Annotated in this window: 18 protein-coding genes and 1 pseudogene; 12 read left to right on the forward strand and 7 right to left on the reverse strand. The window is 67.0% G+C overall.

Annotated features, from left to right (window positions below; translation table 11 throughout):
- Positions 1-54: 54 nt before the first annotated feature.
- Together CP958_RS02740 and CP958_RS02745 are read left to right on the forward strand one after the other, a co-directional pair.
- Positions 55-501: a carboxymuconolactone decarboxylase family protein gene (locus CP958_RS02740; protein WP_096700482.1), complete on the forward strand. Its 447-nt coding sequence runs from the start codon at positions 55-57 to the stop codon at positions 499-501.
- Positions 494-1,357 (forward strand): sigma-70 family RNA polymerase sigma factor, encoded by an 864-nt coding sequence (locus CP958_RS02745; RefSeq protein WP_096700483.1) that lies wholly within the window; start codon positions 494-496, stop codon positions 1,355-1,357. The genes CP958_RS02740 and CP958_RS02745 overlap by 8 nt, the downstream gene beginning before the upstream one ends.
- On the opposite strand, the gene serB is transcribed toward CP958_RS02745, so the two are convergent.
- Positions 1,330-2,226, reverse strand: coding sequence for a phosphoserine phosphatase SerB (serB, locus tag CP958_RS02750; RefSeq protein WP_096700484.1), 897 nt, complete (start codon positions 2,224-2,226; stop codon positions 1,330-1,332). The genes CP958_RS02745 and serB overlap by 28 nt on opposite strands.
- Before the next feature lie 135 nt (positions 2,227-2,361).
- Between serB and CP958_RS02755 the strand changes: the two genes are divergently transcribed.
- Genes CP958_RS02755 through CP958_RS02765 form a run of 3 tightly spaced genes read left to right on the forward strand, consistent with a single transcriptional unit; the run spans position 2,362 to position 6,373 of the window.
- Positions 2,362-3,609 carry a DUF1015 domain-containing protein gene (locus CP958_RS02755; protein ID WP_096700485.1) on the forward strand — a complete coding sequence of 416 codons (1,248 nt, stop codon included), beginning with the start codon at positions 2,362-2,364 and terminating at the stop codon, positions 3,607-3,609.
- A 59-nt stretch (positions 3,610-3,668) separates the two neighbouring features.
- Complete coding sequence (locus CP958_RS02760) at positions 3,669-5,072, forward strand: DegQ family serine endoprotease (RefSeq protein ID WP_197706338.1); 1,404 nt, start codon at positions 3,669-3,671, stop codon at positions 5,070-5,072.
- Positions 5,069-6,373 carry a replication-associated recombination protein A gene (locus CP958_RS02765; RefSeq protein ID WP_096700487.1) on the forward strand — a complete coding sequence of 435 codons (1,305 nt, stop codon included), beginning with the start codon at positions 5,069-5,071 and terminating at the stop codon, positions 6,371-6,373. Before CP958_RS02760 ends, CP958_RS02765 begins: the two co-directional genes overlap by 4 nt.
- An 87-nt stretch (positions 6,374-6,460) precedes the next feature.
- Here CP958_RS02765 and CP958_RS02770 read toward each other — a convergent pair whose 3' ends face one another.
- The 4 genes from CP958_RS02770 to CP958_RS02785 form a co-directional block, all read right to left on the reverse strand.
- On the reverse strand, positions 6,461-6,769 hold the full coding sequence (locus CP958_RS02770) for a GIY-YIG nuclease family protein (protein WP_096700488.1): 309 nt from the start codon (positions 6,767-6,769) through the stop codon (positions 6,461-6,463).
- Between the two features lie 101 nt (positions 6,770-6,870).
- The gene (gene hpnJ / locus CP958_RS02775; RefSeq protein WP_096700489.1) at positions 6,871-8,313 is read right to left on the reverse strand and encodes a hopanoid biosynthesis associated radical SAM protein HpnJ; all 1,443 of its coding nucleotides are present in this window, start codon (positions 8,311-8,313) and stop codon (positions 6,871-6,873) included.
- On the reverse strand, positions 8,310-9,464 hold the full coding sequence (gene hpnI, locus CP958_RS02780) for a bacteriohopanetetrol glucosamine biosynthesis glycosyltransferase HpnI (RefSeq protein ID WP_096700490.1): 1,155 nt from the start codon (positions 9,462-9,464) through the stop codon (positions 8,310-8,312). Before hpnI ends, hpnJ begins: the two co-directional genes overlap by 4 nt.
- Positions 9,465-9,468: 4 nt before the next feature.
- Entirely contained in the window at positions 9,469-10,077 is a 609-nt protein-coding gene (locus CP958_RS02785) for an HpnM family protein (protein WP_096700491.1), read from the reverse strand.
- Positions 10,078-10,257: 180 nt separating this feature from the next.
- Here CP958_RS02785 and CP958_RS02790 point away from each other — a divergent pair, with 180 nt between their 5' ends.
- On the forward strand, positions 10,258-12,117 hold the full coding sequence (locus CP958_RS02790; protein ID WP_096700492.1) for a hypothetical protein: 1,860 nt from the start codon (positions 10,258-10,260) through the stop codon (positions 12,115-12,117).
- 60 nt (positions 12,118-12,177) lie between these two features.
- On the opposite strand, the gene CP958_RS02795 is transcribed toward CP958_RS02790, so the two are convergent.
- Positions 12,178-12,465 carry a GIY-YIG nuclease family protein gene (locus tag CP958_RS02795; protein WP_096700493.1) on the reverse strand — a complete coding sequence of 96 codons (288 nt, stop codon included), beginning with the start codon at positions 12,463-12,465 and terminating at the stop codon, positions 12,178-12,180.
- Positions 12,466-12,533: 68 nt separating this feature from the next.
- On the opposite strand from CP958_RS02795, the gene CP958_RS02800 reads away from it, so the two are divergent.
- Entirely contained in the window at positions 12,534-12,992 is a 459-nt protein-coding gene (locus CP958_RS02800) for a hypothetical protein (RefSeq protein WP_096700494.1), read from the forward strand.
- A gap of 58 nt (positions 12,993-13,050) precedes the next feature.
- Here the strand turns inward: CP958_RS02800 and CP958_RS02805 are convergent, their stop codons facing one another.
- On the reverse strand, positions 13,051-14,169 hold the full coding sequence (locus CP958_RS02805) for an Mrp/NBP35 family ATP-binding protein (RefSeq protein ID WP_096700495.1): 1,119 nt from the start codon (positions 14,167-14,169) through the stop codon (positions 13,051-13,053).
- Positions 14,170-14,410: 241 nt separating this feature from the next.
- Here CP958_RS02805 and hflK point away from each other — a divergent pair, with 241 nt between their 5' ends.
- The 5 genes and pseudogenes from hflK to CP958_RS02830 form a co-directional block, all read left to right on the forward strand.
- The gene (gene hflK, locus CP958_RS02810) at positions 14,411-15,547 is read left to right on the forward strand and encodes an FtsH protease activity modulator HflK (RefSeq protein ID WP_096700496.1); all 1,137 of its coding nucleotides are present in this window, start codon (positions 14,411-14,413) and stop codon (positions 15,545-15,547) included.
- Entirely contained in the window at positions 15,544-16,422 is an 879-nt protein-coding gene (gene hflC / locus CP958_RS02815) for a protease modulator HflC (protein WP_096700497.1), read from the forward strand. Before hflK ends, hflC begins: the two co-directional genes overlap by 4 nt.
- Entirely contained in the window at positions 16,419-16,619 is a 201-nt protein-coding gene (locus CP958_RS02820; protein WP_096700498.1) for a DUF2065 domain-containing protein, read from the forward strand. Before hflC ends, CP958_RS02820 begins: the two co-directional genes overlap by 4 nt.
- A 104-nt stretch (positions 16,620-16,723) precedes the next feature.
- Positions 16,724-18,235: a DegQ family serine endoprotease gene (locus CP958_RS02825; RefSeq protein ID WP_096700499.1), complete on the forward strand. Its 1,512-nt coding sequence runs from the start codon at positions 16,724-16,726 to the stop codon at positions 18,233-18,235.
- A 189-nt stretch (positions 18,236-18,424) separates the two neighbouring features.
- Positions 18,425-18,850 (forward strand): annotated as a pseudogene (locus CP958_RS02830) (IS110 family transposase); the annotation flags it as partial.
- Between the last annotated feature and the right edge of the window lie 120 nt (positions 18,851-18,970).

Genomic DNA, 18,970 nt, shown 5'->3' on the forward strand with positions numbered 1-18,970 from the left:
TCCCGTGGGCCGGCGCGTCATCAAGGCGTATCTCATCGGATAAGGATCGCCTTCATGAGCACGCGTTTCGATGTCAGCGCCCTGGCGCCCAAGGCCTACCAGGGCCTCTATGCCGTCTCCGAGACCCTGGCCGGGTCCAGCCTGGGGGCCGGTTTCAAGCATCTGATCGACCTCCGGGTCTCGCAACTCAACAACTGCCACTTCTGCCAGAACCTCCACCGCGACTGGGGCCTGCGCGACGGCGTGACGGAAGAGCAGTTGCGGGCGGTGGCCGAATGGTCCGCCTCGCCCCTGTTCAACGCCGGGGAAAAGGCCGCCTTCGCCTGGGCCGAGGCCCTGACCCGGCAACAGGAGGACAAGGTGCCCGAACTGCTGGCCGAACTGCGCCGCCACCATGCCGAGACCTATATCGCCGAGCTGACCATGATCATCGCGGTGATCAACGCCTGGAACCGGGTGGGCATCTCGGCCTACGCGGTGGGACCGGCGGCCCATGGCTGAGGGCCAAAGCCCCGCCTTGCTGCACTTCCTGGCCCAGCGGCCGCGTCTGCGGCTGCTGGCCTACCGCCTGCTGGGCAGCAATGCCGACGCCGACGACGTGGTGCAGGATGCCTGGCTGAAATGGTGCCGGGTGGCGGAAGGGGTGGACGAGCCCGCCGCCTTCCTGACCACCCAGGTCACCCGGCTGGCGCTCGACCGCCTGCGCAAGGACAAGCGGCAGGCCCGCCTCGGCGCCCAATGGCTGCCCGACCCCTGGGTCGAGGCGGTGGAGCCGGGCGAGGCCGATCTGTCCACCGGGCTGTTGCTGCTGCTCGAGCGCCTGACCCCCGACCAGCGGGCGGTCTATGTCCTGCGCGAGGCCATGGATCTGGACTTCGCCGACATCGCCGACATCCTGGGCAAGAGCGTCGCCACCTGCCGCCAGATCATGAGCCGGGCCCGCGCCGCGCTCAAAGGCATGCCGCGCTACGATTGGGATGCGGCCCAGACCGCCACCCTGGCCCGCCGCTTCGCCACCGCCTGCGACCAGCGCGACTATGCCGCCCTGGTGGCCCTGCTGGGCACCGAATCCCGGCTGATCAGCGACGGCGGCGGCAAGGTCAAATCGGCCCGCAACCCCATCCTGGGCCCGGACCGCATCGCCCGCTTCCTGCTCGGCGTGCGCCGCAAGTTCCAGCCCGCCGACTTCGCCTTCCGCATCGCCGAAATCAACGGCCTGCCCGCCCTGATCGGCGAGGCCCAGGAGCAAATCCGCTGGGTGATCACCCTCGGCTGCTCCCAGGGCCGCATCGGCGGGGTCTACCTGCTGGCCGACCCCGACCGGCTGCCCTATTCCACCATCTCGGCGTCGGAATAGCCCTGGGCGTAGAGCAGGGTGACCAGATCGCCGTGGTCGACGCGCACCCGGGCCTCGGCGGCCACCACCGGCTTGGCGTGGAAGGCGACGCCCAGCCCGGCGGCGCGCAGCATGTCCAGGTCGTTGGCGCCGTCGCCCACCGACACCGCCAGATAGGGATCGATCCCCAGCTCCGCCGAGACGGCGTTGAGCGTCGCCAGCTTGGCCTCGCGGCCGATGATGGTGTCACCCACCTGACCGGTCAGTCGATCATTCTCGACGATCAGTTCGTTGGCGATGTCGCGGTGAAAGCCGCAGGCGTCGCGGACCTTGGAGGTAAAGAACTTGAAGCCGCCCGACACCAGCACGGCATAGGCGCCGTGCCTGGTCATGGTACGCACCAGCTTGTGGGCGCCGGGAGTGAACTCGATGCGCTCCCAGGTCTTCTGCAGGCACTCGGCCGGCAGGTCCTTGAGCAAGCCGACCCGTTCGCGCAGCGCGGCCTCGAAACCGATCTCGCCGTTCATGGCCCGCGCGGTGATGCGGGCGATGTGGTCCTTGAGCCCGGCGAAGTCGGCCAGCTCGTCCAGGGTCTCGCCGGTGACCATGGTGGAATCCATGTCGGCGACCAGCAGCTTCTTGCGGCGCCCCTCGGCCTTCTGGGCGACCACGTCCACATTCCAGCCTTCCAGGATGCGCGCCGCCACCTGATCGGCCTCGCGCGGGTCAAGCTCGGAAAAATCCAGATCGCAGGCATGCTCGGGCGCCAGCCAGCGGGCATGGCCCACTTCGGCGCCCAGCGCCCGCAGCGCACCGCGCACCTCGAACACCAGCGAGGAATCAAGCCCCTCTCCGCCATGTCCGGCGATCAGGGTCAGAACATTGATCATGGCGGGTCCTTGCGGGAAAGGGAAAAACGGTCCCGTTTACTGCACCGCAGCGCGGATTGGCAAGCAGGAAGCCCTTGGCGGATGCCCGGCGGAGGGATAAACCGGAAGAAGGAAGACGTTCAAGGGAGGCCCCAAGTGTCCGTTCCGCTGCTCCGTCCGTTCCCCGGTCTGCGCCCCACGCCCGCCTCGGCGCCCCAGGTGGCGGCGCCGCCCTACGATGTGCTGTCGTCCGACGAGGCCCGCGAGATGGCGGCGGGCAAGCCCCACTCCTTCCTGCACGTCTCCAAGCCGGAGATCGACCTGCCCCCCGGCACCGATGCCTACTCCCCTTCCGTCTACGCCAAGGCGGCGGAAAACCTGAAGGCCATGGTGACGGCCGGCGTGCTGGTCCGGGATGCCAGGCCCTGCTTCTACGTCTATCGCCTGAAGATGGGCGAACACGTGCAGACCGGTATCGTCGGCGGCGGCTCGGTGGCGGCCTATGACGCCAACCGCATCCGCAAGCACGAATTCACCCGCCCCGACAAGGAGGACGACCGCGTCCGCCAGATCGACGCCTGCGACGCCCAGACCGGACCGGTGCTGCTGGCCCACCGCGACACGCCGGAGATCGCCGCCGCCATCCAGGCCGTCACCGCCGGCGCGCCGGCCTATTGCGTCACCGCCGCCGACGGGATCGAGCACACATTGTGGGTGATGGACGACGAGTCCCGGATCAAGGCGGTCACCAAATCGTTCGATTCCATGAAGGCGGTCTACATCGCCGACGGCCATCACCGCTCGGCCGCCGCGTCCCGCGTCGCCATGGTGCGGCGGGAGAGAAAGTGCTGCGCCAGCGGCGAGGAGGCCTATGAGAGCTTCCTGGTGGTGACCTTCCCCATCAACGAGATGAAGATCTTCGACTATAACCGGGTGGTCGCCGACCTGAACGGCCTGTCGCCCGAGGCTTTCCTCGGGGCGCTGGAGGCCGAGTTCACGCTGGAGCCGGTACCGGAGCAGGCCCGTCCCGCCCATGCCCGCCAGTTCGGCCTGTATCTCAAGGGCCGGTGGTACCGGCTGGGCCTGAAGAACCCGCCGCCCGCCGATCCGGTGGCGCGCCTCGACGTCAGTCTCCTGTCCGATCGCCTGCTGGGACCGGTGCTGGGCATCACCGATCTGCGCAAGGACAAGCGCATCGACTTCGTCGGCGGCAAGCGCGGCCTGGGCGAGTTGGAGCGCCGGGTGGATTCGGGCGAGATGGCGGCCGCCTTCGCCCTGTTCCCGACCCAGATGGAGGATCTGGTGGCGGTGGCCGATTCCAATCAGGTGATGCCGCCCAAATCCACCTGGTTCGAGCCCAAGCTGGCCGACGGGCTGGTCAGCTATCCCCTGGACTGGCGGTAGCGCATTCGCGGGGAATGACCTTATATAGGGGGACCGTTTCTTCTGCTCAGCGGGCTCCCATGACCACGTTCCTCAAGTGCCTTGCCGCCGCCCTTTCCCTGGTGCTCCTTGTTCCCGCCGTCCAGGCCCAGACCCAGGTGGTTCCCACCTCGCGCGAGCAGGTGAAGCTCACCTTCGCGCCGGTGTCCCGTCAGGTGGCGCCCGCCGTGGTCAACATCTACACCAAGCGGGTGGTGCGCGCCGCCGCCTCGCCGCTGTTCGCCGACCCGTTCTTCCGCCGCTTCTTCGGCGACGTGCCGGGCATGAGCCAGGACCGGGTGCAGCGCTCGCTGGGCTCGGGCGTGCTGATCGCCGCCGACGGCACGGTGGTGACCAACCACCACGTGATCAAGGACGCCGACGAGGTCACCGTGGTGCTGTCCGACCGCCGCGAGTTCGAGGCCCGCATCGTCGGCTCCGACGAACGCACCGATCTGGCGGTCCTCAAGATCGAGGGCGGCCGGGAGACCTTTCCCACCCTGATCCTGGGCGATTCCGACGCCATCGAGGTGGGTGACGTGGTGCTGGCCGTGGGCAATCCGTTCGGCGTCGGCCAGACGGTGACCCAGGGCATCGTCTCGGCCCTGGCGCGCACCAATGTGGGCGTGTCCGACGTGCAGAGCTTCATCCAGACCGACGCCGCCATCAATCCCGGCAATTCCGGCGGCGCCCTGGTGGATTTACAGGGCCGGCTGATCGGCATCAACAGCGCCATCTATTCCAAGGACGGCGGCTCCAACGGCATCGGCTTCGCCATTCCCACCGCCCTGGTCAAGCAAGTGGTCGCCTCAATCACCAAGGGCGGCAAGGTGGTGCGACCCTGGCTGGGTGCCAGCGGCCAGGCGGTGACCGCCGACCTGGCCCAGGCGCTGAAGCTGCCCCGGCCCATCGGCGTGCTGGTCAACCACATCCACGGCGAATCCCCCGCCGCCCGCGGCGGGCTGGTCGACGGCGACGTCATCGTGGCGGTGGAGGGCCGCGAGGTGGACGACCCGGAAGGCCTGCGCTTCCGCCTCGCCACCCTGCCCATCGGCGGCGACGCCCGCCTGACCGTGCTGCGCAACGGGGCGGAGAAGACCGTCACCGTCCGGCTGGTGGCACCGCCCGAGACGCCGCCGCGCGACAAGACCGAGATTGCCGGCCGCAATCCCTTCAACGGCGCCACCCTGGTCAATCTCAACCCGGCCCTGGCCGAGGATCTGGGCATGAATTCCAGCCTGACCGGCGTGATGGTCTTCGCCATCAAGCGCGGCTCGGTGGCCAACCGCCTGGGGGTGCAGCCCGGCGACATGCTGCTCAAGGTCAATGACCGCCCGGTGACCAGCGTCGCCGAGGCCCGCAAGCTGCTGGAGGTCGAATCGCCCCGCTGGGCCATCACCATCAAGCGCAACGGCGAAGTGATGAGTCTGGTCCTCGGCGGATGACCGGCCTGTTCGACAACCCGGCGGCCCCGACTTCCGGCGATCGGCCCCTGGCGGAACAGCTGCGCCCGAAGACCCTGGAAGAGGTGGTGGGACAAAGCCATCTGCTGGCCGCCACGGCGCCGCTGGGCCGCATGCTGGCGGCGGGGCGGCTGGCCTCGGTGATCCTGTGGGGACCGCCCGGCTGCGGCAAGACCACCATCGCCCGGCTGCTGGCCGAGCGGGTGGGCCTCTACTTCGAACCGCTGTCCGCCGTGTTCTCCGGCGTCGCCGATCTGCGCAAGGTGTTCGACGCCGCCGAAAAGCGTAAGCAGACCGGTCGGTCGACTTTGCTGTTCGTGGACGAAATCCACCGCTTCAACCGGGCGCAGCAGGACGGTTTCCTGCCCTATGTGGAGAACGGCACGGTGGTGCTGGTGGGCGCCACCACGGAAAATCCGTCCTTCGAACTGAACGGGGCGCTGCTGTCGCGCTGTCAGGTGCTGGTGCTGCACCGCCTGGACGACGGTGCCCTGGACCTGCTGCTGGCCCGCGCCGAGGAGGTGCTGGGCCACCCCCTGCCGCTCGACGCCGACGCCCGCGCCGCCATGCGCGCCATGGCCGACGGCGACGGCCGCTATCTGCTCAATCTGGCCGAGGATCTGGCCGCCCTGCCGCCCGAACCGATGCTGGATTCCGCCGGGCTGGCGCAGGCGGTGCAGCGCCGGGCGCCGGCCTACGACAAGGATCGCGAAGGCCATTACAACCTGATCAGCGCGCTGCATAAGAGTCTGCGCGGCTCGGACACCGACGCGGCGCTGTACTGGATGGCCCGTATGCTGGAAGGGGGCGAGGACCCGCTGTTCATCGCGCGGCGCCTGACCCGTTTCGCGGTGGAGGATATCGGGCTGGCCGACCCCGGCGCCGTCACCCAGGCCATCGCCGCCTGGGACGTCTTCGAGCGCCTGGGCTCGCCCGAGGGTGAGCTGGCCCTGGCCCAACTGGTGATCTATCTGGGCACGGCGCCCAAGTCCAACGCCGCCTACATGGCCTATAAGGCGGCACGCAAGGCGGCCAAGGGCACCGGCTCACTGGCGCCGCCCATGCACATCCTCAACGCGCCCACCCGGATGATGAAGGACCTGGGCTATTCCAAGGGCTACCAGTACGACCACGACGACCCGGACGGGTTCTCGGGCCAGAACTACTTCCCCGACGGCATGGAGCGCGCTCGCTTCTACCGCCCGGTGGAACGCGGCTTCGAACGGGAAATCAGGAAGCGCCTGGAATACTGGGACAAGCTGCGCGCAAAAAAAGGGGGCTGAAGCCCCCCTACCTCTATCGTCTATACGAAAAAGCTTTTTCAGCGGCTCAAGCGCCGCTCGGGCTTAAGAGTTCTTCGACTTTCCGATTCAGCTTAAATGCGAAAAACTCCAAGCCAGCCGCTCGTAAAGATCGTCCCAATTGGGATTGCCTGCCAGAATCAGCCTGACCTTCCACGCTCTGGGCCAGTGCTTGAGGTTCTTCTCACGCTGAATGGCTGTCCGGATATCCTCGTGGCGCTCGGCATACACCAGCCGTTTCAAGTCGTACCGCTTGGTGAAGCCGTCCGCGACGCCTTCCCGGTGTTCCCATGCCCGACGCACCAGATCGCTGGTCACGCCGACGTAAAGCGTGCCATTGGGCCGGTTTGGCATGATGTATATCCACCCGCCCTGCATGGAAAAATCATGCCGCCAGCCTCGGGAGACCGCAACCAGCAACGTGGACGGCCGGGTCAAGCCCGGCCATGACGTATAAAGAATCGGTCCTTAAGGCCCGATCAGCATTCCATCGGCTTGTCGCGGGTGCGCAGGAACTGGAAGAACTCGACGCCTTCGCGCAGGCGGCGCTTCATCATGTCCCAGTCCTGCAGCATCTCCCAGACGATCTCGCCGATCTTGCCGGGGCGGAAGTAGAAGGCCTTGTAGAAGTCGGCCACGCCCTTGAAGATTTCCTCGCTGGTGAGATCGGGATACGACAGCGCCGCAACCTGATAGCCACCGCCGCCCGTCTCCTTCATCAGGAGGTCCTTGTCCTTCTTGAACCAGCCGTTGGCGATGGCCTGCTCGTACAGTTCGGTGCCGGGATAGGGCGCCGCCATGGAGACCTGCAGGGTGCGCGGATTGACCTCCTTGGCGAAGGCCAGGGTCTGCTTGATGGTTTCCCGGGTCTCGCCCGGCAGGCCCAGGATGAAGGTGCCGTGCACCACGATGCCCAGTTCATGGCAATCCTGGGAGAAGCGCTTGATGATGTCGATGCGCAGGCCCTTGCGGATATTGTTGAGGATTTCCTGCACGCCGGATTCGTAGCCGACCACCAGGACGCGCAGGCCGTTGGCCTTGAGCACTTCCAGGGTCTTGCGCGGAATGTTGGCCTTGGCGTTGCACGACCACGGCACGCCCAGATGGCCGATGCCCCTGGCGATTTCCTCGACCCGCTCCAGGTCGTCGGTGAAGGTGTCGTCGTCGAAGAAGAATTCACGGACCTCGGGGAACATCTTGCGGGCCAGGGTCACCTCCTCGATGACGCTCTTGGCGCTGCGCGCGCGGTAGACGCGGCCGCCGATGGTCTGCGGCCACAGGCAGAAGCTGCACTTCGACTTGCAGCCGCGGCCGGTGTAGAAGGCCATGTAGGGATGACGGATATAGCCGATGAAGTAATCATCGGGATTGAGATCGCGGCGATAGACCGGGCCGACGAAGGGCAGCGCGTCCATGTCGTGGATCAGGGCGCGGTCCTTGGTGTGGACCGGCTTGCCGTCGGGACCGCGGAAGGTCAGGCCGTCGATCTCGGCGAAAGGCTTGCCCTCGGCCACCTCGACGATGGTGTAGTCGAATTCGTGGCGCGCCACGAAGTCGATGGCCTCGGAGGCCAGCAGCGATTCCTCGGGCACGGTGGCCACATGGGCACCGACCATGCCGATCATGATGGCGGGGTTGGCGGCCTTGAAGGCCTCGGCCACCTTGCACTCGGAGGCGTAGGTGGCGGCCCCGGCATAGATCACCAGCAGCTCGTAATCCTTGGCCAGCTTCAGGCAATCGTCCAGGGTCTTGCCCGAGGCGGGGGCATCCACCAGCTTGGACTCGGGCACCATGGCGGCGGGTTGGGCCAGCCAGGTGGGGTACCAGTTGGACTTGATCTCGCGCTTCGCCTGGAAACGGGCGCCGGCCCCGCCGTCATAACCGTCGAACGAGGGCGGATTGAGGAAAAGCGACTTCTTCATGTCTGACTGCCTTCAACCTGATCAAGTGTGCCGTCGGCACGGACGGCAAATTGCCGGCCACGCCATACCACAGTCCGTCCGCTACATGCGACAACATAGACGACGAACGACAGAATTTCCCTCACCGCCAGCAGGCCGAGGCCGCCCCGGGGAAGCCCCAGCGCCCGCTCCTCCACCCGGACCGCCCACAACCGGCAAAGCGCCGCCAGCGCCAGCGCCGCCAGCGACGGAAGCCATCCTCCGCCCGCCAGCACCGCCAGAACAGCCAGAGCCACTGGCTGGGTGATCACCGACGCCATGTAGGAAGCCCGGTCCACCGCCGCAATGGTCCGGCCCCAACGAATCTCGTGATCGAGCAAAGTTTTCAGATCGGGCTCGTGCACGGTGATGTCCACCGGACGGGCCGAAAGCGCTATTTCCAGCCCCTGGTCGCGGGCGATACGGCCCAGCACCCAATCGTCGGCCAGCACCTGCGACAGGGACTGCAAGCCGCCGCCCTTCTCCAGCACCTCGCGCCGCACCGCCATGGTGGCGCCGAAGCAGCCGTCCTTGCGGCCGATGGCGCGGGCCAGCACCGCGCCGGGCAGAAAGCCGTGGTTGATGCCCAGGGCGCCGAGCCGGCTCCACAGGCCGGGCACCGGCCGGCCCACGTAGAGGCAGGTCACCACGCCCACCTTGGGATCGGCGAAGGGTGCCGCCAGATCGTCCAGGTAGCGGGGGCCGACGCGGATGTCGCTGTCGGCGATGGCGATCAGGTCGTGACGGACCTTGGGCCACATATTGAGCAGATTGCCGACCTTGAGGTTGAGGCCGTGGCGGGTCCCATCGGCCACCGTGTCGATCGTTACGCCCGGCAGGTCGCGGGGCAGGCCATCCACCACCGTCAGGGCCGGATCGGCGGCATCGGCCACCCCGAACACCATCTGGAATTCGGGATAGTCCTGGCGCAGGCAGGATTCGAGGTTCTCCGCCATGCCGGGCTCGGCACCGCACAAGGGCTTCATCACCGAGATGGGCGGCCGGGCGGTGGCGGCGGGCTTGGGGGCCCGTTGGAAGCGGTGAACCAGCAGGGCCGAGGCCACCTGGAACAGGCACCCGGCCACGGCAAGCGCGACCAGAACCAGGGACACCCCCTGCCAGACGGTGATCATATCGCTACTTATCCAGGCCCGCCGCCTGCTTCTCGATGGTTTCGATCAGCCCGGCAATGCCCTTGGAACGGAAGATGGAGCCGAATTCCGAGCGCCGCACCGCCACCTGACTGACCGTGCCCTCGAACAGCACGTCGACGATGCGCCACTGCCCCTGGTCCTGACGCATCACATAGTCGATCTCGGTGGGATCGCCGCTTTTGGGCACCAGCCACGAGGGAACGATCACCGTCCCGCCGGTGGAGGGACGCTGGTCGCCCACATCGAAGCGCTCGCCGTTCCATTCGTTGAACTGGGCGGCGTAGGTGGCGACCGAAAAGTCGGAATACGCCTGGGCCAGCCTGGCCGCGTCTTCCGGCGTCAGCTTGGCGGCGGCGGTGCCCAGCGTGCTGCGGGTCATGGAAGCCATGTCGTAGGCGTCGGCCACCGCCGGGCGCATCTTCTCGGCGCGGCCCTTGAAGCCCAGCTTGGCGCCACCCTTCATGGATTCGAGCAGGCGGTCGCTGAAGGTGCGGATGACCGCTTCCGGTCCCACTCCCTGCGCCGAGGCGGGAAACGCCAGACCGGACCACAGCAATAGCGCCAGCACCGACGCGGCGAAAAGCGAACGCATGCCATCCTCTCCACAAACACCGGGGCGCCCCCGTTTGGAGCGCCCGCCGGTCCCCTGCCATACCATATTGTCCCAGGGGGGGCCATAGCCCACCCCTCGCCGTCGCCAGGGTTGAAGGGCCTCACTGGACAGGCCATCTGCAATTATGGAATTCTACGTATGAGCGTTGGGGTAAATGCGATGGGCCTTGCAAGCCTTTGGGCTGGCATCAGGGAACGGTTCAGGCGGACACCGGGGGAACGGACCGGCGCCGCCGCCCTCGCGGCCCGCGCCCACGCCCCCCAGCCGCAACGGCCGCAAACCGGCTTCCTCGACCCCGACAGTTTCGCCCAGGCCCTGCTCCAAGCCTCGGATGGCGCCAAGGACGAGGATCATCGCCTCCACGTCTTCTCCCTGTCCGATTTCCGCCAGGCGGTGGGGTCCAAGTGGACCAGGCTGAGCGGCCTGCTCGAAGTGGCCGGCGACGCCATCATCCGCCGCCACGTGGACCTGTCCAAGGACGTGATCACCCGCCTGGACGCCGAGATCGCCTGCCTGGCCATGCCGGCGGCGACCCGCCAGGAAAGCCGGACGCGGGTGGCCGCCATCGCCGCCGATCTCTCCACCTATCTGTTCGGCGACGCGCTGATCGACGGACGCCGCCCCCAGGTAGTGGCGGCCAACATGCCGGCGCGCGACGCGGTGACCGAGGAAGGAACCCTGGACCACGAGGCCATCCGCAAGGCCGTCGCCAAGGCGGGCGCCGCCCTGCCCGCCCAATCCGGCCTGTCGGCGCCCCACCGCGCCACCCTGGCCGCCATGCTGTCGCCCGACGACGCGGCCCGGCTGAATGCCAAGCCCGCCAAGGGCGCCGCCTTCGCCATCAGCGGCGGCGACAGGCCGTATCGCATCGACGAATCCCGCGTCCCCCAATGGATAACCGAGGAGCCTGCGAAGCGGCGGGCCAGCGACCAGCCGCTGCCAGCCTTCCGAATCGAGGGCGGTGGCGCGGGCGGCGCCGACGCGCCCCGCACTACCTTGTCCATGGAGGGCCTGGGCCTTCACGGCGCCGACGCGCCGCGCGCCACCTTGTCCATGGAGGGCCGGAGCCTCAACGGCGCCGACGCGCCGCGCGCCACCTTGTCCATGGAGGGCCGGGGCCTCAACGGCGCCGACGCGCCGCGTGACGTGCTGCGCATGGAAGGCCGCACCCTGTCGGGCGCCGACGCCCCGCGCGAGGTGATGACTGTGGCGGCACGCCAGGGCAAGGGTGCCGACTGGCTGGAAGAGCAACTGGAACTCCAGGCGGAGGCCGTGCTGGCCTCGGGCCATCATCTGTTGCCGGAATCCAGCCTGACCCTGGTGTGGACTCCCACCTGGGTGGCCACCAGGCGGGCGGTGGGCGCCTTCCATGCCAAGGTCATCCGCGTCGACAAGGAGGGAGCCCCACCCCTGGAGGGCGCCTATGCCTATGCCGGCGCCGCTCCCATCGAGTCGCTGACCATGGACCGCTTCGTCGCCACCCAGGCGGCCCACGAATTGAAGGATCTGTTCTACGGCCGGCACAAGGTCGGGCTGACCGTGCCGTTCCACTGGATGAGTCTGGCGCCGCGCTGGCGCGACTGCATCCGCATTCCGTTCGAAAGCTGCCCGGCCCAGGCGCTGCGCAAGCATCTGAAGATCGAGATATTCGGCCTGTCGCCCGCCATTCCCCCCCATGTGATCAACCGCCTGTTCCAGCCGCTGGAAAAGCTGGACTGCACCTTGATGGCCCGCCTGCCCCTGTCGGCGCCGGGCATGGTCAAGGCGCTGAAGGGGGTGAAGGCCATCGGCATCGATCTGGCCCAACTGACGCCGGAGGAGAAGGTGGGGGACGTGGAATTGCTGGAGCGCATGGAGCGCTTCCGCGACACAGCCCACAAGTCGGGCATGGCCTGCTATGTCTGGGGTATTCGCCGCCGCCCGCTGATCACCCAGGTGATCAAGGCCGGCTTCTCGCTGGTCAACGGACCGGGCGTCATGTGCGACCTGGCCCACCCAAGGCCGGCGGCCGAGGGGTGAGTGGCGGATGAGAAAATCCCATAACCGTCATGGCCGGGCTTGTCCCGGCCATCCACGCGGTCACGCCAGCAGGTCGTAGAGGTCAGCCCAAGATGGGTTCAAATCCAAAATAAGCCGCACTTTCCACGCTCGGGGCCAATGCTTCAAATTTTTCTCCCGCTGAATCGCGGTCCGAATATCCTCGTACCTCTCGACGTATACCAACCGCTTCAGGCCATATCGCTTGGTAAAACCGTCAACCACCCCCTCGCGATGCTCCCAGATTCGGCGAGGAAGATCGCTGGTCACGCCGACATAGAGCGTCCCATTTGGCCGGTTGGTCAAAATGTAAGTCCATCCACCATGCATCCCGACATTGTGCCCGTGCCTTACACCAGCGACAATCTTGACGTGAAATAGCCCCGGAGCCGTGCGCTATGGATGGCAAGACTCGCCGTATTCTAAGGACCATTGCCAAGTCGGCCGAATTGCCGCTCGACGAGGCACTTAGGCTTGCTCGCCCGTTCTATGGGAACCACTTGGACCAATATCCGCTGGCACTCCTGATTGAGGAGGGCTATGTCGGCATTTCGGTCACAACGCCACCACCTCCCGGAGCGGAGGAGATGCGTGAGCTATTTTTGGCGATCACACTGCACATGTGGTCTCAACCGCCAGATGGAAATGGAGAAATCCACTACCAAGGCATTGTATCTTCTGGGGGCATGAAATTCGCAGATGAGAAGGTATTTATCAAAGCGAAGGGAGGGCTTTACCTTGATGAAATGAGGCAGAAACGGTTAGACCGGCTCTACTCGTTTCTCGCTGGCCTATTGACCGGCACCGCCGTCGCAATCTTCTCGGCCTGGGGGCGCAGCCAATTGCACCTGCCTTGACCCAGGGGCGTGGATGCCCGGCACAAGGCCGGGCATGACGCTATAAAAGGGAAGCCCCCTATTCCATCACGATACGCGGGCCCTTGCGGCTGCTCTGCAGCACCTGGACCTTGTCCCAGATCTTGGCGGCGATATCCATGTAGGCCTTGGCGTGCGGAGAGTTGGGCTTGGACATCACGATGGGCTCGCCCGCGTCGGCGGTCTGGCGGATGCTGATATCCAGTGGAATTTCACCCAGGAAATCGGCCGACAGGCGGGCCGCTTCCATCTTGGCGCCGCCGTGGCCGAAGATGTGAGCCTCGTCGCCGCATTTCGGGCAGATGTAATAGCTCATGTTCTCGATGATGCCGAGCACCGGCACATCCACCTTGCGGAACATGTTGAGGCCCTTGGTGGCGTCCAGCAGGGCGATGTCCTGGGGCGTGGAAACGATCACCGCGCCGGTCAACGGCACGCGCTGGGTCATGGTCAGCTGGGTGTCGCCGGTGCCCGGCGGCATGTCGATGATCATCACGTCCAACTCGCCCCAATGGACGTCGCGCAGCAATTGCTCCAGCGCGCCCATCACCATGGGGCCGCGCCAGATGATCGGCGAGTCCTCGGGGACCAGGAAGCCCATGGACATGCACTTAACGCCGTAATTCTCCATGGGCATCATGGTCTGGCCGTCGGGGCTGACCGGCTCGCCGGTGATGCCCAGCATGCGCGGCATGGAAGGCCCGAAGATGTCGGCGTCGAACAATCCGACCTTGAGCCCCATGCGCGACAGCGCCATGGCGATGTTGGTCGCCGTGGTCGACTTGCCGACGCCGCCCTTGCCCGAGGCGATGGCGACGATGGCCTTGACCTGGGGCAGCAGCGGCTTTTCCGCCTGATGGCCGCCGCCATGGCCGTGGCCGTGTCCGCCCTTGGGGCCGCCCTGGGTATTGCGCTCGGCAGTCAGCACCGCCGACACCGACAGCACGCCCGGCAGATCGTGAACCGCCTTCTCGGCGGCCTTGCGCAGCGGCTCCAGGTGGGGGCCGCGGCTGGCATCGACCTCGATGGCGAAGGCCACGTGGCCGTTCTTCACCGTCAGGCCCGACACCATGCCGAGGCTGACGATGTCCGCCTTGCGGTCGGGATCGTTGATCCGGCTCAGCGCCGCGATGATCTGCTGTTCGGTGACCTCGGCCATGCTGTCCTCTTCGCTGTAAAGACACACTAAATTAGTTGGGTATGCGCCGTCAAAACGCACAAGCGTCTTCTCATATAGGTCGCCCGACGCCGTTTGCAAAGCCGATTCCGGGCCATTGCCAATATTGAAAACCGGTAATGTGAACGGCGTCGCGTTGCGCGAGGCGGAATCCTGCCCTATGTTCCGGGGGACGTGGGCGGATTGCGCCGGCGCGACCGAGACATCGACGAAGGGACGATTCATGGCTTGGAATCCTCGTGGCGGCGGCGGCCCGTGGGGCGGTGGTGGTGGCGGCGGCGGTGGCCCGTGGGGCAACGGCGGCGGTAACCGTCCGGGCGGCGGCGGTAACGGCGGCGGCTTCGGCGGCGGCGGACCCGACATCGAGGACTTCATTCGCAAGGGCCAGGAAAAGCTGCGGCGCGCCATGCCCGGCGGTCCCGGCGGCCTGAACGGCACCCGCGGCATCATCGCCGTGGCGGCGCTGGCGGTGGCGGTTTGGGCTTTTTCCGGCATCTATAAGGTCAGCCCCGACGAACAGGGCGTGGTCATGCGCTTCGGCAAATGGGTGGATACCACCGAGCCGGGGCTGCACTACCGCCTGCCCTATCCCATCGAGACGGTGCTGCTGCCCAAGGTGACCAAGGTCAACCAGTTGCTGCTGGGCTCGCGCATCGGCAGCGACCTGCGCGGCGGCGGACGGGCCACCGACGAGAGCCGTATGCTGACCGGCGACGAGAACATCGTCGAGGCCGAGGCGGCGGTGTTCTGGCGCATCAAGGACGCCGGCAAGTACCTGTTCGCCGTGCGCGATCCCGAACTGACCGTCAAGGTGGCGGCCGAAAGCGCGCTCCGCGAGGTAATCGGCCGCAATCCCATCCAGGCGGCGCTGTCGGACAAGCGCGAGCTGATCGCCATCCAGACCCAGGAAGAGCTGCAGCGCCTGCTCGACGCCTATGGCGCCGGCATTCATATCCAGCAGGTCCAGTTGCAGAAGGTCGATCCGCCCGCTGCGGTCATCGACGCCTTCAACGACGTGCAGCGCGCCCGCGCCGACCAGGAGCGCGCCCGCAACGAGGCCGAGGCCTATCGCAACGACATCATTCCCAGGGCGCGCGGCGAGGCCGAGCGCCTGACCCAGGAGGCCCAGGCCTACCGCGAGCAGGTGGTGGATCTGGCTCAGGGCGACGCCAAGCGCTTCCTGGCGCTCTACGGCTCTTACAAGCAGGCCGAGGACGTCACCGCGCGGCGTCTCTATATCGAAACCATGGAGGAAATCCTGAAGGGAGCCACCAAGGTGATCATCGATCCCTCGGCCAAGGGACTGGTGCCCTATCTGCCGCTGCCTGAACTGAAGAAGCAGGCGGGAGGCGCCAAATGAGCCGCTCCATGCTGATTTCCGCCATCGCCGCCGTGATCGCCCTGATCGTGGGGTCGTCGTCCCTGTTCATCGTCAATCAGGCCGAGCAGGCGCTGGTGCTGCGCTTCGGCGCCCACCGCGCCACCATCAAGGAGCCCGGCCTGCACGCCAAGATTCCCTTCATCGAGGACGTGGTCCGCTATGACCTGCGCCTCCTCGCCCTCGATCCGCCGGACGAGCAGATCATCCTGGGCGACCAGAAGCGCATCGTGGTCGACACCTTCACCCGCTACCGCATCGCCGACCCGCTGAAGTTCTATCAGGCGGTGCGCACCGAGGTACAGGCCCGCGCCCAGATGACCCAGATCGTCTCGTCGGCCATGCGCCGGGTAATGGGTCAGGTGATGCTGCCCTCCATCCTGTCGGATGAACGCGCCCGCATCATGGAGCAGATTCAGCAGGAGGTGGCCGAGCGGTCGCTCCGCGAACTGGGCATTCAGGTGGTGGATGTGCGGCTGCGCCGCGCCGACCTGCCGGAAGAGACCAGCCAGTCCATCTACGACCGCATGAAGTCCGAGCGCGAGCGCCAGGCCAAGGAGGCCCGCGCCCAGGGCTACGAGTGGAGTCAGCAGATCCGCGCCCGCGCCGACCGCGAACGTACCGTGCTGCTGGCCGAGGCCCAGCGCCAGGCCCAGATCGAGCGCGGCCAGGGCGACGCCGAAGCCAACCGCATCTTCGCCGAGGCCTTCGGCAAGGACCCGCAGTTCTTTACCCTGTACCGCTCGCTGCAGGCCTATCGGGCCGCGTTGGGCGACGGCAGCACCACCCTGGTGCTGTCGCCGGACAACGAGTTCCTGAAGGCGTTCGGCAACGGTCCGGGCCGCCGGGGTCAATGACCGACCTGATGACCGCCCTGGCGCTGGTCCTCGTCATCGAGGGCCTCGCCTGGGCGGCCTTCCCCGAGGCCATGAAGCGCATGATGGCCCGTGTCCTCGCCATGCCGCCCGACCTGCTGCGCGGCGTCGGGCTGTTCATGGCGATCCTCGGCCTGGGCGGCGTGTGGCTGATGCGTTCGGCCATTATCACGCCATAGTTGACGATCACCATGTCTGCCGCTTGCCAGCCGGTCTGGCGCAGATAATATCCATATCGTCCCCACCGCGATGGGGACGAAGTCCATCCGGAGGATCTTCTCCAGTGTTCATCGCACGACGTGACCAATCCCTTGCCGCCGCGCGCCGGCTGATCGGCGCCCTGGCGGTCATCGCCCTGCTGGTCCCCGGCATGGCCCGCGCCGGAACGCCCCCCAACAGCTTCGCCGATCTGGCGGAACGGCTGCTGCCCGCCGTGGTCAACATCTCGACCACCCAGACGCTGAAGACCCCCCAGGGCGTCCCCGAGATGCCGCAATTCCCGCCGGGCTCGCCGCTGGAGGAATTCTTCAAGGAATTCATGGAGCGCCAGAACGGCGGCGGCCGCCCCGACGCCCCGTCCCGCAAGGCCACCTCGCTGGGCTCGGGCTTTATCATCGACGCCGCCGGCTACATCGTCACCAACAATCACGTGATCGCCGACGCCGACGAGATCAGCGTCAAGCTGCACGACGACACGGTGTTCCAGGCCACCCTGGTGGGCCGCGACCCCAAGGTCGATCTGGCCCTGCTGAAGATCGAGCCCGGCAAGAAGCCCCTCGTCCCGGTGCCGTTCGGCAATTCGGACGAGGCCCGCGTCGGCGACTGGGTGCTGGCCATCGGCAATCCCTTCGGCTTCGGCGGCACCGTCACGGCGGGTATCGTCTCGGCCCGGGCCCGCGACATCAACGCCGGCCCCTACGACGACTTCCTGCAGACCGACGCCGCCATCAACCGCGGCAATTCCGGCGGCCCCATGTTCAACATGCGGGGCGAGGTGATCGGCATCAACTCGGCCATCATTTCGCCCTCGGGCGGCTCCATCGGCATCGGCTTCGCCGTGCCGGCCTCGCTGGCGGTGCCGGTGCTGGACGACCTTCGTAAGTTCGGCAAGGTGCGGCGCGGCTGGCTGGGCATCCGCATCCAGTCGCTGGATACCGACATGGCCGAGAATATCGGCCTGCCCGACCAGAAAGGCGCCCTGGTGGCCAAGGTCGACCCCGCCGGCCCCGGCCTGAAGGCCGGCCTCAAGGACGGCGACGTGGTGCTGAAGTTCGACGGCAAGGACATCACCGAGATGCGCCGCCTGCCCCGCTACGTGGCCTCCACTCCCATCGGCAAGAAGGTGGAACTGGTCATCTGGCGCGACGGCCGCCGCCAGACCGTCAACGCCACCGTGGGCGAGATGCCCGAGGACCCGGCCGAGCAGCAGGTCAAGGGCAAGCCCGAGACCCCCAAGGCCCAGGCGGGCAAGGACGGTGTGCTGACCATTCCCGGCGCCGGCCTGACCGTCTCGTCGCTGACCCCCCAGCTGCGCGAGCGCTTCGGCATCGAGGACGAGTCCAAGGGCATCGTCGTCACCGAGGTCAAACCCGACAGCCCGGCCGCCGATAAGGGCATGCGCCCCGGCGACCTGATCATCGAGGCCGACCACAAGCCGGTGCGCTCGCCGGCCGATCTCGGCAAGCTGATCGACGAAGGCCGCCGGGCGGGGACCAAGTCGCTGCTGCTCAGGGTCGAGAACCCCCAGCAACTGCGCTACATCGCCCTGCCGCTGGCTGAGGGCAAGAAGAAGTAGACCCGGCAGCAGGCCGAACGGACAAGGGGCGGGCCCACCAGGACCCGCCCCTTTTGTTTGCCCCTGCCTGCGCCTGGGGGCCGAGACAGCATCACAAGACACGGATGATGGTGTGGACGGCCCCTGCTCACCGGCATCGAAGTGCCCTAACGTGGTCGTTTCTGAGACGCCACAAAGAGGGGGCCGCCCATGAGCGAGATTATCAGGATTGCGATCGACCTGTCGAAGGGCGCGTTTGCGCTGCACGGGGTGAATGCGGATGAAGAAGCGGTTTTGTGCCGTCAGTTGAAGCGCGGCCAGGTTCTCGGCTTTTTCACCAAGCTGTCGCCGTGCCTGGTGGGGATGGAGGCGTGCGCCTCGGCCCATTACTGGGCGCGGGAGATCGGGGCGCTGGGCCACGAGGTGGTACTGGTCCCGCCGGCCTATGTGAAGCCGTACGTCAAGCGCGGCCGCAAGAACGACGCCAATGACGCCGCTGCCATTTGCGAAGCGATGGCGCGGCGCTCTGTCCCCCGGGTGCCGGTCAAGACGCCCGAGCAGCAGGCGGTGCTAATGCTTCATCGTGCCCGCAAGATGCTGGTGGGCCAGCGCACCGCATTGGCGAGCATGGTGCGCTGGCCCACCAGCATCTTGCGGGCACGATGAAGCATTAGCACCGCCTGCTGCTCGGGCGTCTTGACCGGCACCCGGGGGACAGAGCGCCGCGCCATCCGCGGCGCTCTGTCCCCCGGGTGC

This window comes from Magnetospirillum sp. 15-1 (genome assembly GCF_900184795.1).
Classification (GTDB): domain Bacteria; phylum Pseudomonadota; class Alphaproteobacteria; order Rhodospirillales; family Magnetospirillaceae; genus Phaeospirillum.

Bases quoted from the DNA above. Each gene is read 5' to 3' on its own strand.
- CP958_RS02740 (WP_096700482.1), top strand. From the start codon at position 55: ATGAGCACGCGTTTCGATGTCAGCGCCCTGGCGCCCAAGGCCTACCAG.
- CP958_RS02745 (WP_096700483.1), top strand. From the start codon at position 494: ATGGCTGAGGGCCAAAGCCCCGCCTTGCTGCACTTCCTGGCCCAGCGG.
- serB (WP_096700484.1), bottom strand. From the start codon at position 2,226: ATGATCAATGTTCTGACCCTGATCGCCGGACATGGCGGAGAGGGGCTT.
- CP958_RS02760 (WP_197706338.1), top strand. From the start codon at position 3,669: ATGACCACGTTCCTCAAGTGCCTTGCCGCCGCCCTTTCCCTGGTGCTC.
- CP958_RS02765 (WP_096700487.1), top strand. From the start codon at position 5,069: ATGACCGGCCTGTTCGACAACCCGGCGGCCCCGACTTCCGGCGATCGG.
- CP958_RS02770 (WP_096700488.1), bottom strand. From the start codon at position 6,769: ATGCAGGGCGGGTGGATATACATCATGCCAAACCGGCCCAATGGCACG.
- hpnJ (WP_096700489.1), bottom strand. From the start codon at position 8,313: ATGAAGAAGTCGCTTTTCCTCAATCCGCCCTCGTTCGACGGTTATGAC.
- hpnI (WP_096700490.1), bottom strand. From the start codon at position 9,464: ATGATCACCGTCTGGCAGGGGGTGTCCCTGGTTCTGGTCGCGCTTGCC.
- CP958_RS02785 (WP_096700491.1), bottom strand. From the start codon at position 10,077: ATGCGTTCGCTTTTCGCCGCGTCGGTGCTGGCGCTATTGCTGTGGTCC.
- CP958_RS02790 (WP_096700492.1), top strand. From the start codon at position 10,258: ATGGGCCTTGCAAGCCTTTGGGCTGGCATCAGGGAACGGTTCAGGCGG.
- CP958_RS02795 (WP_096700493.1), bottom strand. From the start codon at position 12,465: ATGCATGGTGGATGGACTTACATTTTGACCAACCGGCCAAATGGGACG.
- CP958_RS02800 (WP_096700494.1), top strand. From the start codon at position 12,534: ATGGATGGCAAGACTCGCCGTATTCTAAGGACCATTGCCAAGTCGGCC.
- CP958_RS02805 (WP_096700495.1), bottom strand. From the start codon at position 14,169: ATGGCCGAGGTCACCGAACAGCAGATCATCGCGGCGCTGAGCCGGATC.
- hflK (WP_096700496.1), top strand. From the start codon at position 14,411: ATGGCTTGGAATCCTCGTGGCGGCGGCGGCCCGTGGGGCGGTGGTGGT.
- hflC (WP_096700497.1), top strand. From the start codon at position 15,544: ATGAGCCGCTCCATGCTGATTTCCGCCATCGCCGCCGTGATCGCCCTG.
- CP958_RS02820 (WP_096700498.1), top strand. From the start codon at position 16,419: ATGACCGACCTGATGACCGCCCTGGCGCTGGTCCTCGTCATCGAGGGC.